This window comes from Parasphingorhabdus sp. (assembly GCF_039982395.1).
GTDB lineage: Bacteria > Pseudomonadota > Alphaproteobacteria > Sphingomonadales > Sphingomonadaceae > Parasphingorhabdus.
Map to the genome: position 1 here is coordinate 185,201 of NZ_JBDWYO010000001.1, position 14,562 is coordinate 199,762.

A 14,562-nucleotide genomic window follows, 5' to 3' on the forward strand; every position below is an offset into this window, starting at 1 on the left:
ATAGTGATAACCGGCCTTTATCATTCACATCATGCAAGCCTTAAGCAGGCACATTGTCTTTTTTGACCGTAATCACTTGGGGATAGGTGAATTCGAGCAGGCCTTCCTTACCATATTCAGCGCCCATGCCCGATTGCTTGTGGCCGCCAAATGGCGTGAATGGGGACAGGTGCAAGAATTCATTGACCCACACGGTTCCGGTTTCCATTTGTTCGGCTACGCGAACGCCCTCATCGGGATCCGCCGTCCAAACGGCGCCGGCAAGACCATATTCGCTGTCATTGGCCCGCGCGATCGCTTCGTCGGTTGTGCTGAATTTCATCAGCGGCATGACCGGACCAAATTGCTCTTCAGCCACAATCCGCGCATCCTCCGGCGGGTTGTCGAGGATGGTAATCGGCACATAATAGCCCGGAATGCTCTCATCCTGTGCTTCGCCGCCGACAAGGAACTTATAGCCATTGTCTTTGGCATCCTGCACCAGCTCCAAAACCCGCTCATATTGCTTCTTGTTCTGGATCGGACCAACCGCAGTGCCTTGCTGCGAACCGTCGCCGACCTTCACATTTTTCGCGAAATTAGCGATGGCGGCGCTCAGCTCGTCATAAATATCCTCATGGATATAGATGCGTTTCGCAGCCACACAGATTTGCCCGGCATTGGTAAAGCTTGACCAGAACAGCTGTTCGGCCACTTTCTCGACATTGGCATCTGGCAAGACGATGGAAGCGTCATTGCCGCCCAGTTCCAATGTAATCCGTTTGAGATCCTTGGAAGCGCCTTCCATGATCTTCTTGCCGGTTGCGGTAGAGCCGGTGAAAGTGATCTTGTCGATATCCGGATGCGAGGTGATCATCGGGCCAAGACTGTCTTCGCCGGTGATGATGTTCAGAACGCCTGGAGGGGCAACGTCCTTGAGCAGTTCCGCGAGACGCAAGGTCGTCAATGGCGTGAACGGGGATGGCTTCAGAACGATGGTGCAACCGGACAGCAAGGCGGGTGCAATTTTTTGCACCGCCATCATGATCGGGAAGTTCCAAGGCACGATTCCGCCCACAACGCCAACTGGAACACGACGGGTGCGACTAAGCCGCTCATCCGTATCTTCGTTAATCTCGTCTTCCAGGTCCAGCGTTGCCTGTGAACCAGCCATATAGGCAGCGCCCATGATTTCGCCCTGGGCCTGCGCATGCGGCTTGCCCTGCTCTGCGGTGAGCAAACGGAACAATTCGTCATTATTCTCGTTGATGATGCCAGCAATGGCCTGAACAATTTTACGCCGGTCATCAATTGGTTTCTTCGACCAGGTTTTGAAAGCTGCGCGCGCAGCGGTTACCGCCTGATTCAACTCGGCTTCGCCGCATGCCGGCACCTGACCGATAACTTCTTCATTGGCCGGGTTCACAACGTCCAGCATCTGCGATGTGCTAACCATCTCGCCATTGATCAAATTTTTATATTGGGTAACCATTTTGTTCTCCTTTGGGGTCTGCTGTTCGATTCTATTTGAGTCGTTTATACTGTATTACAAGGCTGCGTGCGCCATTCATTTTGATAGACTATAGCGGATCGGCAAGGTTTTAAGCCCGCCGACAAAAGTCGATTTGGCACGTACCGGGTCGCCCGCCAGCTCCAGCGTCTCGATCCGGTCGAGCAGCTCATTGAACAATATTTTCATTTCCATCCGCGCCATGTGCAGCCCGAGACATTGATGCGCGCCCGCGCCAAAAGCCAGATGCCGGTTGGGCGACCGTGTCGCGTCAAATTTACGCGGGTTGGGAAAGACAGTCTCGTCATGATTGGCCGCGATATAGCTGATCATCAACCAGTCATCCTTGGCGATTTTCTGACCGCCAAGCTCGGTATCTTCTGCCGCGGTGCGCATGAAGTGCTGGACCGGTGTGGTCCAGCGGATCGCTTCCTCGACAATGCCGGGCAGCAGATCGCGGTCGGCCTTGAGTCGCGCAAATTGTTCCGGATCCTGCGCCAGTGCCAACATTGCTCCCGCTGTGGAGGCCGAGGTCGTATCATGTCCGGCCGCGGCCAATATGATATAATATCCGGCCATATCCCGGTCGCTGAGATGCGCGCCGTCGACCTTCGCATTGGCGATGACGCTCGCCACATCCTCGGTCGGGTTGGCGCGTTTTTCTTTGGTTAGTCGAGCAAAATAGGCTTCGAAGTCGGCAACGGCACCGGCCACCAGCTGCATGATCTGTTCCGGCGTCATATTGGCCATGCCGGATTTGTTGAGATCTTCATCCTGTCCGCCGAACATCTGCTGGGTGAGGAACAGCATGCGCTGTTCGTCCGCTTCCGGAACGCCCAATATCTGCATCACCACGTGGAGCGGATAAGGCGCAGATACCAACGGCACAAAATCTGCTTCATTGCCCGCATCAACCAGCCGGTCGACCGTGGCTTTGGCCAACGCTTTAATCTCGGCTTCCATCTTGCCAATATTTTTCGGCATGAACCAGTCCTGCGTAAGCCGGCGATATTTGGGATGTGTTGGTGCATCAAGGGCAACCAACGAACGCACCAAATTCGGGTCACCGCCAGTGATCGACTTGACGAACGCACCCCCTGCTTTGTCGCTGAAGGTGACGCTACGCGGACTGTTGAGGAACAGCTTATTGTCTTTGCTAACCCGCATTACATCATCATAGCCGGTGACCAGCCAGAAGGGATCGTGGACCTCGTCATTGACCACCCGCACGACAGGCGTTTCCCGGCGAATAGCATCAAACCGATCCAGCAGAGCATCCCAATCAATATAGTTATTGGGGTCAATGACCGCCAGTCCTTTGTCGCCTGTCAACATCACTTCTGCCTGCGTAGCCATATGACTATCCTGCTTCCTTTTTGGCCCAATATTCATCCCGCAACAGCCGTTTGTACAGCTTGCCGGTTGGATGGCGGGGCAGCTCGGCGCGAAAGTCGATCTGGCGCGGGATTTTGACACCGGAGAGCGACTGTCGGAGGTAGGCTTCCAGTTCTTGTGCAAGCGCATCACCGGCATTGGCCACGTCTATTGGCTGGATCACCGCGATCACTTTCTCGCCCATATCCTCGTCCGGTCCGCCGATGACGGCAGCATCGGCAACCTTGTCATGGCTGACCAGCAGATTTTCGATTTCCTGCGGATAGATATTCACGCCACCGGAAATGATCATGAAGCTCTTGCGGTCTGTGAGATAGAGAAAGCCGTCTTCATCCACCTTCCCAACATCGCCCAGCGACGTCCAGCCCTTCGCATGGGTTGCCGCTTTGGTTTTCTCCGGATCATTGTGATATTCAAATTTCGAACCGCTCTCGAAGTAGATCTGGCCTTCTTCGCCAATCGCGACTTCTTCGCCCTCTTCGTCACAGATATGGACCTGACAATTGATCGGTTGTCCGACCGTTCCCTTATGGGTCAGCCAGTTTTCGCTGTTGCAGAATACAAATCCATTGCCTTCGGTGCCGGCATAATATTCGTTGAGCACGGGTCCCCACCATTTGATCATCGCTTCCTTGATCGGAACCGGCACAGGGGCGGCGGCGTGCACCGCGCTCTTGATCGACGACACATCATATTTGGCGCGAACGTCTTCCGGCAATTTGAGCATCCGGACAAAATGGGTCGGCACCCATTGACCGACATCGCACTTATATTGCTCAATCAGCTGCAGCGCACGCTCGGGGTCGAATTTCTCCATCACGACGCTGGTCCCGCCAAGCGCCTGAACGCTCATGTTCCAACGCAAAGGCGCCGCATGGTAGAGCGGCGCAGGGGAAAGGTAGACGCAATCCTTGTGGAAATTGAAAACCATTTGCGCGAGCACGGCAAGGCCATTGGGGGCCGCGATATTTTCATCTTCAGGCACAGGAATTCTAATGCCTTTGGGGCGACCGGTGGTCCCTGATGAATAGAGCATATCTACGCCAGCCCGTTCGTCGGCAATCGGCGTGGTCGGCATTGGCTCTAACGCCGCTTCCATATTCCGTTCGTCATCCGCACCCAAGACCAGTTGCGCAACATCGGGATTCAAAAGCCGTAGCTGATCGATGATCGGCAGCATCTGCTTTGATCCGATCAGCAGTTTCGCACCGGAATCTTTCAAAATATAGCTGACTTCATCCGCGGTCAGGCGGCTGGATATCGCGACCTGAATCAAACCAGAACGCTGCGAACCCCAAGTGATGGGGAAGAAATGCGGGTGGTTTTCGAGGCAGATCGCCACAGTATCGCCGATCTGTAGACCCTGAGAACGATAAAGCTGGGCGACTTGATTGGAACGTTGATCGAGCTCACCATAAGTGATGACCTCTCCGGAACCCGCCATGATGACGGCCGGCTTGTCAGGATTCTCCTGAGCATGAACAGAAGGATGCATAGGTTGGCGCTCTCCAATTGATCAATCGCCTTGTCTGACGATTCGCAATTGCAGCACCATGGTTTAATCGCATGGTTAAATCAATGGATAGTCACATTGGTTGGCGATAGGGAGCAGTAATAACCCCCTAGTTCTCCACGTAGATATCCACAGGCACGGTCAAATCGGCGAATACCCGGCCGATTGGGGCCATGCTGGTGGCGCCCTGTTCAATCTCCATTTCGAGCACCGACTGATTGGCAGCCCCCTTGAGCAGAACCGCAACCGTGCGGGCCTCGCAGATGGCCGCCTTGGTGATCGTTACCAGCGGTGTGTCACCATCGTCCGGCAGCAATCCAACCGCAATTTTTTCCGGAGGGCCATCGAGCGCCTCTTCCATATCAGCGCTTTCCATGATCCCGGCGGTGCTGCCGCCTGGCCCCATGCCCAGCAAAACGAGATCCGGTGGCCATTTGGTGTCCCGCAGCCGCGCATCAGCGGCGGAACCAGCCATATGATAATCTTCGTGATCCGGTGCCAAAGGCAGAACCCGTGCGCCACGTGTCAGGAAGAGGCTCGCCAGTTTCTTCGCATGGCTGCGCGGATCATCAAGCGGCACCAGCAGATCATCCGTCGGGATGATGGTGACATATTTCCATTTGATTGGTTTTTCGGCCAAAGCCTCCAACACCGGCATAGCCTCGTCGCTGCCAGGCAAAGCCAACAGAGCATCGCCGCGCGCGTCCAGAGCGCTCTCGATGATGAACTGGATGTCTCCGGCCACGGCTTCAACCATTTCGGCGGAGTCATCAAAGTCCCACCATTCCAGCATCGACTCTTCCTCTTCGGGAAGGTCGTCCATATCAAAATCTTCTATCGCATCTTCAAATTCGGTCATATCTCTGTCCGTCAGCCTATTTTCTTCGCGCTTCTAGCCCGTGTTCCAGTCGAAACAAAGGTGAAACATGAGATTTTACCGACAATTTCTACGGCGCGGCAACCCCATCCGTTCGTGCATCCAGCAACAGGCCCGAAGGCCGCAAGATCGTGAGCGAAGCCGGTGCTCCACTCGCCTTCTCCCGCGCCACAATATCAACCTGGATGAAGCGCTCGTCCTCGGTCAGCTTTGCGTCCTGCGCCCATTGCCATTGCCAGCCACCATTTTCGACCGTGCCATTTTGCGCACCAAGCGCCGGTGGGCGGGGGTCGGTCAGAATCTGCACAGCCCGATTGCGGACAACCGATTGTGCAACGACCCGCAGTTCCAGTTCGGCTGCATTATTCGTCGTGAAAGCCTGCAACCGAATCAAGGCCAGAGCCGCCAGACTGAACACCGACAAGGCCACCAGCATTTCGATCAGGGTAAAGCCGCGCGTTCCTGATCCACGCCGATATTTTGGGGCAAGCCGCATCATGGCGCGGCCCCGGCCAATTTCACATCGCCCATCGGAGCAATCAGAACCCGGCGGCTATGGTCGAGCCCTCGCAACACAAGTTCCGCCTGATCGCTAGGCAGGCCGGTGCTTTCAAAGCTGATCATCATCGGACCGCCCTCGCCGATGTCCGCGCTGACACCGTCAGACCAATCTGTGGAGATGAATGGCTTGTCCTCGATAACCGACCAGCTGCCCTTGCGCCGCTCCAGAAAGCTGTAACCGGACGCCGTGACCTGCACAGCCATCGGCCGTGATTGCAGGATCGCATTGTCGCGCAAAGCTGCTGTGCGCGCAGCAAAGCGCTGAGCATCTTCTTCCAGCACATTACTGCCACCGGGAATGGAGAAGACGACGATCGAAGCCATCAGGCCGATGATCAAGAGCACGACCATCAATTCCACTAGGGTGAAGCCCGCAGCATCATGGCTAGAGAAAGATCTGTTCCGCCGGATCATATCAGGCCATTTAGCGATTTGATCGGGGTGAGTCTTGCGGAATCAAACATCCCCTGCAATGACATGGCTATAAAAAAGAAACATAGGGCAAAGGAATTACCGATGGGCGACGTCGTTCTTTACGAGAAAAATGACCGCATCGTGACAATCACGTTGAACAAGCCGGAAACGCGCAACGCACTATCTACAGATCTATGCGAAGCCTTGGTCAATGCGATCAACAAGGCCGACGCCGACGCCGGTGTCAGTTGTGTGGTGCTCACTGCCAATGGCAAAAGCTTCTCTTCGGGCGGCAATCTCCACGAGATCAAGGCGATGACCACCGAACAGAAAATGACTCCGCTGGAGATCGAGAACTGGTACAAGACCGGCATCCAGCGCATCCCGCTGGCCTTTTCCGAAATTTCCGTGCCGGTCATTGTTGCCGTCAACGGCCATGCGATTGGCGCGGGCAATGATCTCACCACCATGTGCGATATTCGTATTGCCGGCGAAGATGCGATTTTTGCCGAGAGCTTCCTGCGCGTTGGCATCATTCCCGGAGACGGCGGCGCATGGTTGCTGCCCCGTATCATCGGACAGGCGAAAGCCAATCAGATGCTGTTTACCGGTGAATTTATCAACGCCGCCAAGGCGCTGGACTATGGTCTGGTTTCGGAAGTCCTGCCGAATGAGAAGCTGCTGGAACGGGCCTATGAACTGGCTGAAATGGTTGTCGGCCTGCCGCCGCTCGCAATCCGCAAAACCAAGGAACTGGTCCGCACCGCGCAGAGCGTGACACTGAAAGAAAATCTCGATCAAGCCGCTTTGTTCCAGGGTGTTTTGCAGCAGCTGGACGACCATCGCGAAGCCATTGACGCGATACTCGAAAAGCGCAAACCCGTGTTCAAGGGTGCGTGATATGATCAAGGCCGTCATTTCCCTTCTGGCGCTGGCCGCTGCATCTGCCGCGCACGCCGAACCGCCTGCGGGTGTTGCAACAGAAGCCACCAAGACCGCCAATGCCGGCGTTGCAGACCAGCTGCCAATCGATGACCAGACCGATTTCGAAAATGCCAATCGCGGTTTTCTGGCCAAAATCGAGGAACCGATCCTCAACGAAGATGGCTCGGTTGCATGGGACCCGAGCGCGTTCGACTTCGTACAGGGCCAGGCCCCCGACACGGTCAATCCATCGCTCTGGCGGCAAGGCAAGCTGAACAGCATTCACGGACTGTTCGAGGTCGTACCCGGCATCTATCAGTTCCGAGGCTATGATCTGGCGCAGATGACATTGATCGCCGGCAAGACCGGCTGGATCGTGATCGATCCGCTTACCACCCCAGCGCCTGCCAAAGCCGGCCTCGCACTTGCCAATAAGATGCTAGGCGAACGGCCGGTAGTGGCCGTGATTTTCAGCCATAGCCATGGCGATCATTTTGGCGGCGTCGCTGGCGTCGCTTCGTCTGACGACATCCAGTCGGGCAAGATACAGGTCATCGCACCGCATGGCTGGCTGGCCGAATCCATCGGCGAAAGCGTGATCGCAGGCACCGCCATGAACCGACGCGTGCAATTTCAATTTGGCACCGCTTTGCCGGTGGGCAAGACCGGCCATGTTGGCGGTGGTCTGGGTCAGAAATTGTCGAGCGGCGACGTTGCGCTTGTCCCGCCAACCAAATCGATCAACAAGGACGGCGAGACTCTGGTCGTTGATGGCATTGCTTTCGACTTCATGGATGCGGGCGAAACCGAAGCACCGGCCGAGCTGGTTTTCTATCTACCCCAGTTCAAAGCCCTCCATACAGCAGAAGTCGTCACCCGTACCTTCCACAATGTGCTCACTCCGCGCGGCGCTCTGGTGCGCGATACGTTGAAATGGAGCAAGGTCATCGACATGATGCTCGCCAGATATGGGGCGAAGTCAGACGTCCTTTTGGCATCGCATCATTGGCCGACCTGGGGCCGCGACAATCTCCAGACAACGCTCAAAAACCAGCGCGGTATATACCGCTATGTCCACGATCAAACCATGCGCCAAGCCAATCAGGGCGCGACCATGCACGAGATTGCAGAGAATATCGGCGAGCCTGACTTCGCGCTGACCGACTTTGGCGTGCGGGACTATTACGGCACGCTCAACCACAACAGCAAGGCGGTCTATCAACGCTATTTCGGCTGGTGGGATGCGAACCCGGCCCTCTACAACGCCTTGCCCCCGGTTGAAGCGTCCCGAAAATATGTCGCGGCAATGGGCGGCGCTGACAAGACGTTGGCGATTGGCGAAAAAGCATTTGATGAAGGCGATTATCGCTGGGCCGCGACGATTTTCAATCATTTGGTATTTGCCGATACATCCAATGAAACAGCGAAAAAATGGCTGGCTTCGACCTATGAACAGCTCGGCTTTCAAGCCGAGGCAGGAACATGGCGGAATATCTATCTGGTCGGCGCGAAGGAATTGCGCGAGGGCAACAACACCAAAGACAGCATCTCCACCGCCAATGGCAAGGTGCTCAGCGGCATCCCGGCGGTTGACCTGTTCGATGCTCTGGCCACCCGCTTCAATCCGGGAAAAATGCAGGGCGAAGGCGGCATATTGCACTTCTCATTCCCGGACCGGAACGAAGCAGTGCGGATCGATCTGGGCAAGAGCGTAATGTTTCCCCGCGCGCAGCCTTATACAGCCGGATCGGATGGATCAGACACTCAGATAACGATCAGCAGGGCGATGTTCACGAAAATGCTGTTGCGCGAGATTAGTCCGGTGGAACTGCTCCAGAAGAAAGAACTGACGATCACCGGGAATACGGCCTTGATGGCAGCTATGTTCGCTGCCCTTGACGAGGTAGATCCGCAATTCGATATCGTGACGCCATGAACATCGAAGAGCAAACGCATCCGTTCACCCCGCGCTTGTCGAAGCATCACGGAGAGAAACCGTCGACAGGTTCTAAACGACCGGTGAACGCAACAAAGGCCTAAGACATGCAAAGATTTAATTTTCCCGTCGTTCAACCCGCACCGGCCCTCGAAGAGTTACGCGCCGATTTGCAGCTGTTCCTGAAGGAAGAGCGCGAAGCAGGGAATTTTAGACCCGAGCCGGAATGCTGGATGGCCTCCGCCGATCCGGAATTTTCGAAGAAAATGGGCAAGCGAGGCTGGATCGGCCTGACCTGGTCCAGCCAATATGGTGGCCATGATAAGACCGCCCTCGAGCGCTATATTGTGACCGAAGAAACCTTGCGCGCCGGCGCGCCGGTTGGAGCGCACTGGATTGCAGATCGTCAGCATGCCCCGATGCTGATCGCCCACGGGACCGAAGAGCAAAAGCTCGATATCCTGCCCCGCATCGCCGCCGGGGAATGCTATTTCGCCATTGGTCTGAGCGAACCGGGTGCGGGCTCCGATCTCGCCAATGTAAAAACCAAAGCCGAAAAAGTTGCGGACGGCTGGAAGATCAATGGTCAGAAAATATGGTCCTCGGGCGCCCATATTTCCCACTATATGGTCGCTATTTTGCGGACATCGCCCGCCGACGGCCGCAACCGCCATGTCGGCCTGTCACAGATCATGATCGACCTCAGTCTGCCCGGTGTCACGGTCAAACCGATCGTTGATCTGTCGGGTGATGCCCATTTCAACGAAGTCTATTTCGAGGATGTCATCGTCCCGGATGACTGTTTGCTGGGCGACGAAGGCGGCGGCTGGAAACAGGTGACCGGTGAACTGGCGATGGAACGTTCCGGTCCGGAACGGTTTCTGTCGAGCTATATCACCCTGGAAACCGCGCTGTGGCAATTGACCGGAAAAATGGGTTCGGACAACCATGGTCGCCTCGGCAAGTTGATCGCCAACCTTCGCACGCTGAAAGGAATGTCCTGGGGCATAGCCAATCTGCTGAGCCAAGGCGTGTCGCCGGAGACCGAAGCCGCGCTGGTCAAGGATCTTGGCAACCGGCTGGAAAATGATCTGACCATGGAGGTGCGGGCCCTGCTCAACGACCTACCGTCCGAAGAATGGAGTCCTGATATGCGTCGGATCATGAATATCGGGGTGCTGCGTTCCCCGCCCAACACATTGCGCGGCGGCACAACCGAGGTGATGCGCGGCATCACGGCTCGGCAACTGGGGCTACGCTGATGATCAATACAGATGGCATGGTCGCAGGAACCGCGACAAAAATTTATACCGACCTTTGTGGCCGCGACGTACCCCATCAGGCGGAGGCGGGTGACTATCCTCAGGCGCTCTGGGATGCGCTAGCCGAAAATGGCTTGCCACTCGCATGGGTCAGCGAAGCCAATGACGGCTTTGGAGCTGACTATGATGAGGTCTTTGGCGCAATCTGGGCTTCGGCCCAAGCAGCATCACCGGTGCCCTTTGCCGAGACATTGATCGCCAACTGGATGCTGGATCAAGCAGGCTTGGCTCCGACCGAAGGCAGCGCCAGCTTTGCGCTCAGCGGTCACACGCCCAGTGCCGACATTCCCTTCGGCATGCACGCCGACAAGATTGTCCTGTTCGACGAAGCGCATCAGGAGATATCCCTGTTCGACAACCGCGCCGCCGTCCGGTCTGCCGAAGATGCTCTCTCGCCCGATGGCATGACACAGTTCATCTTTTCCGGTCATCTCGCCGAGCAGTCGGCAAAGACCAATCTGTCCCGCCGCGCAATCGAAGCGATGATCCTGACCGTCCGCGCCGTGCAAATGGCAGCGGCCATGGAAATGGCATTGAATATCTCGATCGAATATGTCTCGCAGCGCGAACAATTTGGCCGGCCCTTGTCCAAATTCCAAGCGATCCAACACCAGTTGGCGGTTGCCGCGTCCGAATGCGCCGCCGCAACCATGGCTGCTACGCAAGCCGCCAGCAGCATCGCCCGCAACGCCGACGATCCGGAAAAAGCCTGGCACGAGGCGGTAATCGCGAAAGTCCAGATCAGCCACAGCGTCGAGACGGTCACTGTGCCCTTTCATCAGGTCCACGGAGCCATGGGCTATACCCAGGAATATGACCTGCACCATTATACGAGGCGACTCTGGGCATGGCGCGACGCGCTGGGCAACGAACATCTCTGGTCAAAATTGCTGGGCACTGAGCTTGCCCTAACGTCACCCGACCAAATCTGGAAAGGCGTGACAACCGGTGAGTGGATTGCTAGTTAATTGAGCGATTAAGTTGATTCCCGGATGGAGCAAACATGCTTCCAATCCTTCCAATAGCAGGAGCACATTCCATGAAAACACGCATCACTGAACTTTTCGGCATCGAGCATCCGATCATTCAAGGCGGCATGCACTATGTGGGATTTGCCGAATTGGCAGCGGCGGTCTCCAACGCCGGCGGCCTTGGCATTATCACCGCCCTTACCCAGCCTTCTGCTGCCGCATTAGCCGATGAAATCGCCAAATGTCGGGACCTGACTGACAAGCCTTTTGGCGTGAACCTGACCTTTTTGCCGGTCGTCAATTCGCCCGACTATGAAGGCATGGTCAAAGCGATTATCGATGGCGGCGTGAAAGCCGTGGAAACCGCTGGCAACAATCCGGTACAGGTTCTCCCCGCGCTGCACGATGCCGGAATCAAAGTGATCCACAAATGCACCGCTGTCCGTCACGCACTGAAAGCGCAGAGCATCGGCTGTGACGCGGTATCCGTCGACGGCTTCGAATGTGGTGGCCACCCTGGCGAAGACGATATTCCAAACATGATCCTATTGCCGCGTGCCGCCGACGAGCTGGATATTCCGTTTGTCTCCTCCGGTGGTCAGGCTGATGGCCGCAGCCTTGTTGCCTCTCTCGCCATGGGCGCAGAAGGCATGAACATGGGCACCCGCTTCATCGCCACCAAAGAAGCACCGGTGCACCAAAATGTGAAAGACGCGATTGTCGCAGCCAGCGAACGCGACACCCGCCTCGTCATGCGCCCCTTGCGCAACACCGAGCGAGTGCTCAACAACCCTGCGGTTGAACGGCTGCTCGAAATCGAAAAAGAAAAAGGCGCCGACCTGCAATTTACCGATGTGATCGAACAAGTCGCGGGCGTCTATCCAAAGATCATGCTCGAAGGCGATATGGACGTTGGTGCATGGAGCTGTGGCATGGTCGCTGGCCTGATCAACGACATCCCGACCTGTCAGGAACTGATCGACCGGATCATGGCGGAAGCGGATCAGATCATCAATCAACGCCTGAAGGGTTTTCAGGCCGCGTAACGATGGAAGCCTACCAACAGCTGAGCCGCTCCATCGCCGGTAAAACGGCCATCATCACCGGAGCGGCCAGCGGCATGGGCCGGGCGACGGCACATCTCTTCGCTTCCGAAGGCGCGCATGTTGCCGTCACCGATCTTGATCAGGGCAAATGCGATGCCGTGGTGCAAGAAATTGCAGCCGCCAATTATAGCGGCACCGCCAAAGCATGGGCGCTGGATGTCAGCAAGACTGAAGCGATCAAATCGGTTGTCGCGGACATTGCCGCAACATTGGGCGGTATCGACATATTGGTGAACAACGCGGGCTTTGCTATCCCGGCGGATATTGCCCAGGATAGCTACGAAGACAGCTGGAATCCGACACTGGACGTGATGCTATCGGCGCATCAGAGAATGATCCGCGCTGCCTTGCCACATCTAAAGGAAGCAGATCATCCGCGCATCGTGAACGTCGCGTCGACCGAGGGGCTGGGCGGCTCGCCGGGCAACAGCCCCTATGTGGCTGCGAAACACGGCGTGATTGGTTTGACCCGCGGGCTCGCAGTGGATCTGGGCCGCGATGGCATCACCGTGAATTGCATCTGCCCGGGACCGATCCGCACCGGAATAACCGATGCCATTCCCGAAGAGCATAAGACCATATATGCGAAACGCCGCGTACCCTTGCGCCGCTATGCTATTCCCGAAGAAGTTGCGCATATGACGCTTTCTTGCGTGCTGCCTTCGGCCAGCTTTCTGACCGGTGCCGTAATTCCTGTCGATGGCGGGCTGACCATTAAGAACGCCTGAAGAATATTCTTGCGGTAGAAACATCTATGCTTGGTGGTTGTTGACTATTGGGGGATATCATTTACTCCATACTTCCTAGCTAGATTGAGGGACCCAAAACATGGCAGAACCATTTTACATGCGAGCAAAGCGGGTCGTCTCGGCAGGGATTGAGACCGCCCTCGACAAAGCGGAGCGTGCCAGCGGTACCAGCCTGATGCGGGAAGCCATTCGCGAGGTTGATCGGGAAATGGAAAAGGTTCGAGGCGAACATGACGGCGCCCTCGATCGGCAGAACCAGGCGGTTGGCCAGCAAAAACTATCGGCAGAACGTGCGGAAGAATGGGGCCAGAAAGCTCTATTCACTCTAGAGAAGGGCCGCGATGATTTGGCCGAAGCCGCGACGATGCAGCAAATGGATTTCGAAGCGAAGATCAAGCACTTCAAAAATTTGGAAGCCGCAGCCAAAATAGATGCCGGTCGGTTGGGCGGCTTGCTTGAAGACCTGGATATTCGCAGGACTGCCATGCAGGAAGAACTTGCGATATTTGAAAAAATGATGAGCGAAAATCGCAACGCGAGCGAAGAGAGCAGAAAGCAGGATCGTAAAGTCGACCAAACCATATCTCGAGCCGAAGAAACATTTGACCGATCGCTGGATCTGGCCGGCGGTGTCCACGGGACCACGAAACAGGCCGCAGATATTGGCGAATTACAGCGGCGTTCTGAAGTAGAAGAACGCCTCGCGGCCATGAAAAAAAGCCTGAAGTCCAAAGGCCGCAAAAGCAAATAGAGAAAAACAGAGAAACTGGACGGCTCCCGGATTGGATATGCCGGAAGCCGTTCTAATTGCCGTGCTCATCGGATTTAGCGATAGAGCCTATTGCCGATCACCGCTCCGATAATACCGCTGGTAACCGCTATCAAAATGGCATCATTGCCGGAACGGACCCACTGATAGCCGCGCGGTGCATCGGACAGGCGATAGGCCCGCGGGTTGTTGATCACCCGATAGTTTATCGCATAACGCCGATCAAAGCGCTGACCTTTGGTCCAGTTTCTTTGGTTCCGGTTCACCGCATAGCCAGTGCTGCTATAACGAACGGGGGCCGCCCTTTTTTTGCTGACGGTCCTGGTTACCACAGATTTACCTCGCTTGTTCGCAGTGGTTTTCTTCACCGTCTTCTGCTTGGTTTTTGTGACAGTTTTATGCGGAGCAGCCTGAGCCTGCGCAGTAACCATCGGAGACACTGCCATGGTCGTAACGGCCAGAGCCATCAGAAATTTTTTCATATCCATTTCCTTTTCTATCGGGCGCCAACTGCGGCGTCACAAACAGAAATAGGG

Annotated in this window: 14 protein-coding genes; 7 read left to right on the forward strand and 7 right to left on the reverse strand. The window is 56.0% G+C overall.

Annotation, left to right across the window (positions count from 1 at the left end; translation table 11 throughout):
* Positions 1-40: 40 nt before the first annotated feature.
* The 6 genes from ABJV08_RS00950 to gspH all read right to left on the reverse strand — a co-directional run bounded on the left by ABJV08_RS00950 (position 41) and on the right by gspH (position 6,249).
* Positions 41-1,471 carry an aldehyde dehydrogenase family protein gene (locus ABJV08_RS00950; RefSeq protein ID WP_348039250.1) on the reverse strand — a complete coding sequence of 477 codons (1,431 nt, stop codon included), beginning with the start codon at positions 1,469-1,471 and terminating at the stop codon, positions 41-43.
* Positions 1,472-1,546: 75 nt separating this feature from the next.
* Entirely contained in the window at positions 1,547-2,845 is a 1,299-nt protein-coding gene (locus tag ABJV08_RS00955; protein ID WP_348039249.1) for a cytochrome P450, read from the reverse strand.
* A gap of 4 nt (positions 2,846-2,849) precedes the next feature.
* Positions 2,850-4,379: an acyl-CoA synthetase gene (locus tag ABJV08_RS00960; RefSeq protein WP_348039248.1), complete on the reverse strand. Its 1,530-nt coding sequence runs from the start codon at positions 4,377-4,379 to the stop codon at positions 2,850-2,852.
* A gap of 127 nt (positions 4,380-4,506) precedes the next feature.
* Positions 4,507-5,256 (reverse strand): 6-phosphogluconolactonase, encoded by a 750-nt coding sequence (locus tag ABJV08_RS00965; RefSeq protein ID WP_348039247.1) that lies wholly within the window; start codon positions 5,254-5,256, stop codon positions 4,507-4,509.
* A gap of 88 nt (positions 5,257-5,344) precedes the next feature.
* Complete coding sequence (gene gspI, locus ABJV08_RS00970) at positions 5,345-5,773, reverse strand: type II secretion system minor pseudopilin GspI (protein ID WP_348039246.1); 429 nt, start codon at positions 5,771-5,773, stop codon at positions 5,345-5,347.
* A complete protein-coding gene (gene gspH, locus ABJV08_RS00975; protein WP_348039245.1) occupies positions 5,770-6,249 on the reverse strand; it encodes a type II secretion system minor pseudopilin GspH in 480 nt (159 codons plus the stop codon). Before gspH ends, gspI begins: the two co-directional genes overlap by 4 nt.
* A gap of 102 nt (positions 6,250-6,351) precedes the next feature.
* Here gspH and ABJV08_RS00980 point away from each other — a divergent pair, with 102 nt between their 5' ends.
* The 7 genes from ABJV08_RS00980 to ABJV08_RS01010 all read left to right on the forward strand — a co-directional run bounded on the left by ABJV08_RS00980 (position 6,352) and on the right by ABJV08_RS01010 (position 14,008).
* Positions 6,352-7,149 carry an enoyl-CoA hydratase-related protein gene (locus ABJV08_RS00980; protein ID WP_348039244.1) on the forward strand — a complete coding sequence of 266 codons (798 nt, stop codon included), beginning with the start codon at positions 6,352-6,354 and terminating at the stop codon, positions 7,147-7,149.
* A 1-nt stretch (position 7,150) separates the two neighbouring features.
* Positions 7,151-9,109: an alkyl sulfatase dimerization domain-containing protein gene (locus ABJV08_RS00985; protein ID WP_348039243.1), complete on the forward strand. Its 1,959-nt coding sequence runs from the start codon at positions 7,151-7,153 to the stop codon at positions 9,107-9,109.
* Positions 9,110-9,216: 107 nt separating this feature from the next.
* Positions 9,217-10,371, forward strand: a complete 1,155-nt coding sequence (locus ABJV08_RS00990; protein ID WP_348039242.1) for an acyl-CoA dehydrogenase family protein — start codon at positions 9,217-9,219, stop codon at positions 10,369-10,371.
* Positions 10,371-11,399, forward strand: a complete 1,029-nt coding sequence (locus tag ABJV08_RS00995) for an acyl-CoA dehydrogenase (RefSeq protein ID WP_348039241.1) — start codon at positions 10,371-10,373, stop codon at positions 11,397-11,399. The genes ABJV08_RS00990 and ABJV08_RS00995 overlap by 1 nt, the downstream gene beginning before the upstream one ends.
* A 71-nt stretch (positions 11,400-11,470) precedes the next feature.
* Entirely contained in the window at positions 11,471-12,448 is a 978-nt protein-coding gene (locus ABJV08_RS01000; protein ID WP_348039240.1) for a nitronate monooxygenase family protein, read from the forward strand.
* Between the two features lie 2 nt (positions 12,449-12,450).
* Positions 12,451-13,236, forward strand: coding sequence for an SDR family oxidoreductase (locus ABJV08_RS01005; RefSeq protein ID WP_348039239.1), 786 nt, complete (start codon positions 12,451-12,453; stop codon positions 13,234-13,236).
* A gap of 100 nt (positions 13,237-13,336) precedes the next feature.
* On the forward strand, positions 13,337-14,008 hold the full coding sequence (locus tag ABJV08_RS01010) for a hypothetical protein (RefSeq protein ID WP_348039238.1): 672 nt from the start codon (positions 13,337-13,339) through the stop codon (positions 14,006-14,008).
* Between the two features lie 74 nt (positions 14,009-14,082).
* On the opposite strand, the gene ABJV08_RS01015 is transcribed toward ABJV08_RS01010, so the two are convergent.
* Entirely contained in the window at positions 14,083-14,508 is a 426-nt protein-coding gene (locus tag ABJV08_RS01015; RefSeq protein WP_348039237.1) for an RcnB family protein, read from the reverse strand.
* Between the last annotated feature and the right edge of the window lie 54 nt (positions 14,509-14,562).

Bases quoted from the DNA above. Each gene is read 5' to 3' on its own strand.
- ABJV08_RS00950 (WP_348039250.1), bottom strand. From the start codon at position 1,471: ATGGTTACCCAATATAAAAATTTGATCAATGGCGAGATGGTTAGCACA.
- ABJV08_RS00955 (WP_348039249.1), bottom strand. From the start codon at position 2,845: ATGGCTACGCAGGCAGAAGTGATGTTGACAGGCGACAAAGGACTGGCG.
- ABJV08_RS00960 (WP_348039248.1), bottom strand. From the start codon at position 4,379: ATGCATCCTTCTGTTCATGCTCAGGAGAATCCTGACAAGCCGGCCGTC.
- ABJV08_RS00965 (WP_348039247.1), bottom strand. From the start codon at position 5,256: ATGACCGAATTTGAAGATGCGATAGAAGATTTTGATATGGACGACCTT.
- gspI (WP_348039246.1), bottom strand. From the start codon at position 5,773: ATGATGCGGCTTGCCCCAAAATATCGGCGTGGATCAGGAACGCGCGGC.
- gspH (WP_348039245.1), bottom strand. From the start codon at position 6,249: ATGATCCGGCGGAACAGATCTTTCTCTAGCCATGATGCTGCGGGCTTC.
- ABJV08_RS00980 (WP_348039244.1), top strand. From the start codon at position 6,352: ATGGGCGACGTCGTTCTTTACGAGAAAAATGACCGCATCGTGACAATC.
- ABJV08_RS00985 (WP_348039243.1), top strand. From the start codon at position 7,151: ATGATCAAGGCCGTCATTTCCCTTCTGGCGCTGGCCGCTGCATCTGCC.
- ABJV08_RS00990 (WP_348039242.1), top strand. From the start codon at position 9,217: ATGCAAAGATTTAATTTTCCCGTCGTTCAACCCGCACCGGCCCTCGAA.
- ABJV08_RS00995 (WP_348039241.1), top strand. From the start codon at position 10,371: ATGATCAATACAGATGGCATGGTCGCAGGAACCGCGACAAAAATTTAT.
- ABJV08_RS01000 (WP_348039240.1), top strand. From the start codon at position 11,471: ATGAAAACACGCATCACTGAACTTTTCGGCATCGAGCATCCGATCATT.
- ABJV08_RS01005 (WP_348039239.1), top strand. From the start codon at position 12,451: ATGGAAGCCTACCAACAGCTGAGCCGCTCCATCGCCGGTAAAACGGCC.
- ABJV08_RS01010 (WP_348039238.1), top strand. From the start codon at position 13,337: ATGGCAGAACCATTTTACATGCGAGCAAAGCGGGTCGTCTCGGCAGGG.
- ABJV08_RS01015 (WP_348039237.1), bottom strand. From the start codon at position 14,508: ATGAAAAAATTTCTGATGGCTCTGGCCGTTACGACCATGGCAGTGTCT.